The organism is Streptomyces sp. NPDC059900 (assembly GCF_050270335.1).
GTDB lineage: Bacteria > Actinomycetota > Actinomycetes > Streptomycetales > Streptomycetaceae > Streptomyces.
This window is the reverse complement of sequence record NZ_JBNNJZ010000458.1, coordinates 1-6,683: the sequence shown is the minus strand read 5'-3', so window position 1 is coordinate 6,683 and position 6,683 is coordinate 1. Positions and strand designations below refer to the sequence as shown.

Genomic DNA, 6,683 nt, shown 5'->3' with positions numbered 1-6,683 from the left:
ATCGCCGCGATGGCCAGCCACTCCACCCAGCCGAGGGACTGCCCCAGGACGACCATGCCCACCAGCGCCGCGAGGACCGGGTTGACGCTCATGAAGATCCCGAAGAAGCGGGCGTCGACCCGGCGCAGGGCGAGCAGGTCGGCGAGGAACGGCACCGCGGAGGAGAGGATGCCCGCGGCCGCCGCACAGCCCAGGGCGGCTGCGGTCGGCGGATGGTGGGCGAACACCGCGATGCCGACCGGCAGATAGAGCAGCCCGGAGATCCCCGCGGCGGCGGCCGACCCCTCGACGCCCGGAAGGCGGGCGCCGACCGTGCGGTTGAGCAGGATGTACGAGGCCCAGCAGGCCGCGGCGAGCAGCCCGAGCGCGATGCCGGCGTAGTCCGTGCTGGGCTGCGGGCGGGCAAGCGCCACCACCGCGGCCCCCGCGACGACCGCGCAGCCGAGGTCCGCCGCACGGCGGGACGCGGCGAGGGCGACCGTCAGGGGGCCCAGGAACTCCAGGGTCACCGCGAGGCCGAGGCCCACGCGGTCGATCGCGGTGTACAGCGAGAGGTTCATGGTGGCGAAGACCGCCGCGAGGCACAGCAGCGGCCACCACTGGCGCCAGGTGAAGGCGCGCACCCGGGGCCTGCCCACCGCGAGGAGCACGACTCCGGCGACCCACTGCCGCACCGCCACGACTCCGGCCGGGCCGATGGCGTCGAAGGCCAACGCGCCCGTGGCGGCGCCGACTTGGTTGGAAAGGCCGCTGCCGAACATCATCGCCATGCCCGGCAGACGACCGCGTGAGGTCTGTGCCGCACGAGCGGCCGGTTCGCTCGGACCGCCCGGAAGGACAACGGGTGCGGCTTGGCTCTGAGACGTTCGCATGCACCGCAGGATGCGCCACTGGCGCGCATACGAAAAATGCATGCGAGTGCTCATCCATACGCTCTGGTTATCCATACGCTCCGCGCATCCCTAGACTGCGGCCATGGATCTGGAACTGCGGCATCTGCGCTGCCTGGTCGCCATCGTCGACACCGGCGGCTTCACCGATGCCGCCGCCGACCTCGGCGTCTCCCAGGCGGCCGTCTCCCGGACCCTCGGCGGCCTCGAAGAGGTGCTCGGGGTGCGCCTGCTGCACCGCACCAGCCGCAGCGTCACCCCCACGACCGCGGGGGTGCAGGTCCTGGCGCGGGCCCGGCATCTGCTGGCGGAGGCCGACGACCTCATCCGCGAGGCGACCACCGGACACACCCGGCTGCGCATCGGCCACGCCTGGTCCGCGATGGGCCGCCACACGGCGGAGTTCCAGCGCCGCTGGGCCGCCGGACACCCCGACGTCGAGCTCCATCTGATCCGGACCAACTCCGCGACGGGCGGCCTCGCCGAGGGCCTGTGCGACCTCGCCGTCGTGCGCACCACCTTCAGCGAGGCCCGGTTCGCCAGCGCCGTCGTCGGCCACGAGCGCCGCATCTGCGCCCTGGCGAGCGACGATCCGTGGGCCAGGCGGCGCTCCATCCCCCTGGCCGACATACGGGAGCGGACGCTCCTGATCGACCGGCGCACCGGCACCACCACCGCCGAGCTGTGGCCCGAAGAAGCCCGCCCCACAGTGGAGTACACCCAGGACATCGACGACTGGCTGGCCGTCATCGCGTCGGGCCGCTGCGTCGGCCTCACCCCGGAGAGCACCGCCAACCAGTACCGCCGCGACGGCGTCGTGTTCCGCCCGCTGCGCGACGCCGAGCCGATCGCCGTACACCTCATCTGGCGCCGCCACGACCCGCATCCCATGACGCACGCCGCGGTGGCGCTCCTGACCGATCTCTACCGGCCGTGAGGCCCCCGCAACCCTGCGCGACCTGCACCGACCACGGCCCCAACAACCCATGCCCAAGGTGATGTTGCTGTGGCAGACTGCGGCTTCCAGCGTCTCTCGCAGCAGCAACGGAGTACGTCATGACCGCAGGTGCGCCCAGGCCGACGATCGACACCACCAACCCGCATCCCGCGCGTGTCTATGACTGGTTGCTCGGCGGCAAGGACAACTACCCCGTCGACGAGGCGGTGGGCGAGAAGCTGCCGCCCGAGGCGAAGGACGCGGCCCGGCAGAACCGCGCGTTCATGAACCGCGCGACCGCCTGGCTCGCCACCCAGGGCATGGACCAGTTCCTCGACATAGGCACCGGCATCCCCACCGCGCCGAACCTGCACCAGATCGTCCAGGACATCGTGCCGTCGGCGCGGGTCGTCTACACCGACAACGACCCCATCGTGCTGCGTCACGCGGAGGCCCTGCTCGTCAGCCGCCCCGAGGGGATGACCGACTACATCCAGGCGGATGTCCGCGAGCCCCTGGAGATCCTCGACCACGCCCGCGGCCTGCTGAACTTCGACCGCCCGATCGCCCTCTCGCTGATCGCGCTCATGCACTTCCTGCCGGACGACCAGGACCCGTACGGCATCGTGCGCACGCTGGTCGACGCCCTGCCCGCGGGCAGCCACCTGGTGCTCTCGCACGCCTCGTCCGACATCTTCCCGGAGCTCTCCGCGCAGGTCACCGCGGAGTACGCGAAGGGCGGCATCAAGCTCGGCTTCCGCAACCGCGCCGAGGTCAGCCGCTTCTTCGACGGGCTCGACATCGTGGAGCCGGGTCTGGTGACGGCCCCGGAGTGGTTCCGGGACACCGCGCGGCCGGAGGCGGAAGGCAGCGGGATCTACGCCGCGGTGGCGCGCAAGCCCTGACGAGGGCGGGGACGGGGGCGCCCGGGTGCCTCAGACGTCGCCCGGGCCGTCTGCCGCCGCCGCGTCGCCGCGTTCGTTGGCGCGGTCGATTTCCGCCATGTGTTCCTCGGCCCACGCCCTGACCGCGGCGAGCGGCCCCTCCAGGGACAGCCCGAGGGCAGTCAGGCGGTAGTGCACGCGCGGCGGCACGGTCGGCTCCACCCGGCGTGCGACCAGGCCGTCACGCGCCATGCCCTGCAAGGTCGTGGAGAGCATCTTCTGCGAGACGCCCGGCATGCGGCGCCGCAGTTCGGCGAAGCGCACCTCGTGCGGCTCTGCCTCGGCGAGGACCTTGACCGCCATCGACGTCCACTTCGTGCCGATGCGGTCGAGCAGGCGTCGGGTCGGGCAGTCGGGATCGAAGAGATCGCCGCGCGCCCCCGCCCCCGCCCCCGGAGTGTGCGGGCTCTTCGTGCGAGGGGTGGTCACCTCGGGCTCACCACCTGTCGGGAAAGTGCGTTCTTGGCAGGCCAGTACGGGTTACCTAGCCTCATGTGGTCACCAATGGTAACCACTTCGGAGCTTCGCCATGCCCCTCCCCCCGACCGAATCCGCCGCCCTGCGCGGCGCCCCCGGCATCGCCCTGCGGCAGATCACCACCAACGGCATCACGGTCGACGTGGCGGTCGCCGGCACCGGCCCCGCCGTCCTGCTGCTCCACGGCTTCCCCCACACCTGGCAGCTGTGGAGCGAGGTCATGCCCCGGCTGGCCCTGCGGCACCGGGTCATCGCCCCGGACCTGCGCGGCCTCGGCTCCGGCACACGCGCGGCGGACGGCTATGACGCGGACAACCTCGCGACCGACGCCGAGGGGATCCTCGACGCGCTCGGGGAACGGACCGCGGCGGTCGTCGGCATCGACGCGGGCACACCGCCCGCCTTCCTTCTCGCACTGCGGCGACCCGATCTCGTACGACGGCTCGTCGTCATGGAGTCGCTCCTGGGACCCCTGCCGGGCGCGGAGGACTTCCTGGCCGCCGGCCCGCCGTGGTGGTTCGGCTTCCACGCGGTACCGGGGCTCGCCGAGAACGTCCTGGCCGGACACGAGGCCGAGTACATCGACTGGTTCCTGGACACCGGCACGCACGGCCGCGGTATCCCCGATCGCGTCAGGGACGCCTTCCTCGCCGCCTACACCGGCCACGAGGCCCTGCGCTGCGCCTTCTCGTACTACCGGGCCATGCCCGCGAGCGGGCGGCAGATCCGCGACGCCGCGCGGCACGCCCGGCTGACCATGCCCACGATGACGGTCGGCTCCCATCCCGTCGGAGCGGCCCTCGAACGACAGGTGCGGCCCCTGGCCGACGATCTGACGAGCCATCTGATCCCGGACTGCGGCCACATCATCCCCCTGGACCGCCCCGGAGCCCTGCTCGACGTGCTCGAACCGTTCCTCGCCGCCGACCTGCCGGGCCAGGATGCCTAGTTGGGCCCGGACGCCTGGTTGCCGGCGAACATGTCGAGCAGGCCCTGCGGCGAGTCGGCCCGGAAGATGCGGACGAGGCTGTCGGCGGACTCGGCGGCGGCGTTCTCGCTGCGGGGGAACAGCGCCTGCTCGTAGGCGGCGAGCGCGGCTTCGGTGTCGCCGGGGTGCGCGGCGACGGCACGGGCGAGTTCGGAGCCGTCGAACATGGCGAGGTTGGCGCCCTCCCCCGCGAAGGGGGACATGAGGTGGGCCGCGTCGCCGAGCAGCGTGACGCCCGGCACGCGCTCCCAGCGGTGGCCGACCGGCAGGGTGTGGATGCGGCGCGGGGTCAGTGACCCGTCGGCGTCGGCGACCAGCGCCTGAAGGCTCTTGTCCCAGTCGGCGAAGTGCTCGAGGACGGCGGCCTTGGCGAGGTCGGTGGCCGTGAAGTCGATCGAGGAGATCCACTCCTCCGGGACCCGCAGCGCGGTGTAGACGTGCAGGCTGCCGTCGGTCTCGCGGTGGGCGAGGAATCCCTTGTCCGCGCCGAGCGCGAAGAACATGCCGCCGCCCACGACGGCGGCGCTGTCCGGGTGGCGGGCGTCGGCGTCCAGGAGGTCCACCTCGACGAAGGAAATGCCGGAGTAGGCGGGGGTGGCTTCGGAGACCAGGGGGCGGATGCGCGACCAGGCGCCGTCGGCGCCGATCAGCAGGTCGGTCGTGAAGGCGGAACCGTCGGCGAGGGTCACCTCGTGACGCCCGCCGCCGAGGGGACGCGCCCCGGTGATCTTGGCGCTCCAGTGCACGGCGCCCTCGGGCAGCGAGCCGAGCAGCAGGTCGCGCAGCTGGCCGCGCTCGACCTCGGGGCGGCCGCCGTCGCCGTCGTCCGCCTCTTCCATGCGGACCACGGCGTCCTTGTCCAGGACGCGCATGGCCTCGCCGCCGGGGTGGATGAGCGCGCGGAACTCCTCGTACAGATCGGCGGCGCGCAGGGCGGCCTGCCCGGACTCCTCGTGGATGTCGAGCATGCCGCCCTGGCCGCGGGCCGCCGGTGAGGCCTCCAGGTCGTACAGGGCGGCCTCGATGCCGTTGACGTGCAGGACGCGGGCGAGGGTGAGGCCGCCGAGGCCCGCGCCGACGATGGCGATGGGGTGGTGGGGGTGAGGGGTGGTCATGGCGTTGCTCCTTGCGTGGTGCGTAGTGCGTGATCCGTAACTCGTGGTGCGGCGGGGGTAGGTCAGCGCCCGGTTCCGCTCTCGCCGTCGTCCGGGAGGGGCGTGTGCAGGATTCCGTTGATCAGTGCGCGGAAGCCCCAGGAGATGCGGGCCTCCGGGCGGCCGGAAAGAAGCTGCGCGGCCAGGCCGGCGACGTGCGGGTGGGTCTGCTCGGACGCGCCCCGCAGCGCCCGGGCCGCCGCGTCCCACTCCCCCCGGGCGACCTCGGCATCCCGGTCGCCCGGCGCATGCTCGGCGGCGGTCGCGGTGGCGTACTGGAGCAGCAGGTCGACGCCCCAGGCCGCCTGGCCCGGCGGGACCCCGCCCTCGTCGAGCAGGGCGAGCAGCGTCTCGATGAGCCGCAGATAGTGCTCGCCGCGCGGCCGGGCCACGAGGGCGGCCTTGGCGAGACCGCGGTGCCGGAAGAGCACGCCGGTATAGGAGGTGAGCACCTGCTCGATGCGCTCGCGCCAGTCGCCGTCGACCGGCGCCGCCTCGACCGCGCCGAGCAGTTCGTCCAGGATCGCGGCGTGCAGCTCGGCGGTGTTGCGCACGTAGACGTACAGGGAGGCGGGCCCGGTGTCGAGCTCCTTGGCGAGGCGGCGCATGGTCACCTTGCCCAGGCCCTCGGCGCGCATGATCTCCACCGCGGCGGCGACGATCCCGGCCCGCGTCAGGGCCGGCTTTGCCGGGCGCTCGCGGCGGCTTCGGGGGGCACCGGAAGGAGCGGAGTGAGCTGTCATACGACCACTGTAACGAACATGTTCGTTACGTGCATGTTCGGAACGAACATGTTCGCTAGCATGCCTCTGCGGAAGTGCCAGCGGAGCCCGCACTTCCGCCGCGCCCGGGCGTTCGCGCACCCGGGAGCTTGATTGGCGATCAGCAGGGGCGGGCATCACCGTGGGACAGGATCGACCACGCAAGAGATACGCCGGGGCGCGGTGAGCTGTTGCCGTCGCGAGCACACCGGTCGTCCCAGGGGAGGGAAGTGAGTCGCCATGCGTGCGCACCAGCGCGCCCATCGGCAGGTCACCCGAGTTGAGTACGCACTGCCGCAGGAAGCCGCTTCGGCCGGCCGGGCCCGGAGGTTGACCTCCGCGTTCCTGACCCGGTCCCGCGGGCACCTGACGGAAGTGGATGCCGAACGGGTGGACGACGCCACGCTGATCGTGTCCGAACTCGTCACCAACGCCACCCAGCACGGCCGCAGTCCCTGCCGCCTGCGCCTGGAGGTGTCCGACCACCATGTGACCGTCGAGGTCCACGACGCGAACCCCGAAGGCCCACGGG

8 protein-coding genes are annotated in these 6,683 nt (G+C 72.5%); 4 read left to right on the top strand and 4 right to left on the bottom strand.

Annotated features, from left to right (window positions below; translation table 11 throughout):
- A partial coding sequence (locus tag ACQKIP_RS36055; RefSeq protein WP_427745102.1) for an EamA family transporter occupies positions 1–872 on the bottom strand: 872 nt, incomplete at its 3' end.
- Positions 873–975: 103 nt separating this feature from the next.
- Here ACQKIP_RS36055 and ACQKIP_RS36050 point away from each other — a divergent pair.
- Both ACQKIP_RS36050 and ACQKIP_RS36045 read left to right on the top strand, forming a co-directional pair.
- Positions 976–1,827: a LysR family transcriptional regulator gene (locus tag ACQKIP_RS36050; protein ID WP_365865209.1), complete on the top strand. Its 852-nt coding sequence runs from the start codon at positions 976–978 to the stop codon at positions 1,825–1,827.
- 119 nt (positions 1,828–1,946) lie between these two features.
- Complete coding sequence (locus ACQKIP_RS36045) at positions 1,947–2,732, top strand: SAM-dependent methyltransferase (protein ID WP_365865211.1); 786 nt, start codon at positions 1,947–1,949, stop codon at positions 2,730–2,732.
- 30 nt (positions 2,733–2,762) lie between these two features.
- On the opposite strand, the gene ACQKIP_RS36040 is transcribed toward ACQKIP_RS36045, so the two are convergent.
- Positions 2,763–3,200, bottom strand: a complete 438-nt coding sequence (locus tag ACQKIP_RS36040) for a winged helix-turn-helix transcriptional regulator (RefSeq protein ID WP_365865213.1) — start codon at positions 3,198–3,200, stop codon at positions 2,763–2,765.
- Between the two features lie 100 nt (positions 3,201–3,300).
- Here ACQKIP_RS36040 and ACQKIP_RS36035 point away from each other — a divergent pair, with 100 nt between their 5' ends.
- On the top strand, positions 3,301–4,197 hold the full coding sequence (locus ACQKIP_RS36035; protein WP_365865215.1) for an alpha/beta fold hydrolase: 897 nt from the start codon (positions 3,301–3,303) through the stop codon (positions 4,195–4,197).
- Here ACQKIP_RS36035 and ACQKIP_RS36030 read toward each other — a convergent pair.
- Both ACQKIP_RS36030 and ACQKIP_RS36025 read right to left on the bottom strand, forming a co-directional pair.
- Entirely contained in the window at positions 4,194–5,351 is a 1,158-nt protein-coding gene (locus tag ACQKIP_RS36030; protein WP_365865216.1) for an FAD-dependent oxidoreductase, read from the bottom strand. The genes ACQKIP_RS36035 and ACQKIP_RS36030 overlap by 4 nt on opposite strands.
- A gap of 62 nt (positions 5,352–5,413) precedes the next feature.
- Positions 5,414–6,133 carry a TetR/AcrR family transcriptional regulator gene (locus ACQKIP_RS36025; RefSeq protein ID WP_365865218.1) on the bottom strand — a complete coding sequence of 240 codons (720 nt, stop codon included), beginning with the start codon at positions 6,131–6,133 and terminating at the stop codon, positions 5,414–5,416.
- A gap of 258 nt (positions 6,134–6,391) precedes the next feature.
- On the opposite strand from ACQKIP_RS36025, the gene ACQKIP_RS36020 reads away from it, so the two are divergent.
- Positions 6,392–6,683: ATP-binding protein (locus tag ACQKIP_RS36020; RefSeq protein ID WP_427745101.1), on the top strand; the 292-nt coding region annotated here is incomplete at its 3' end.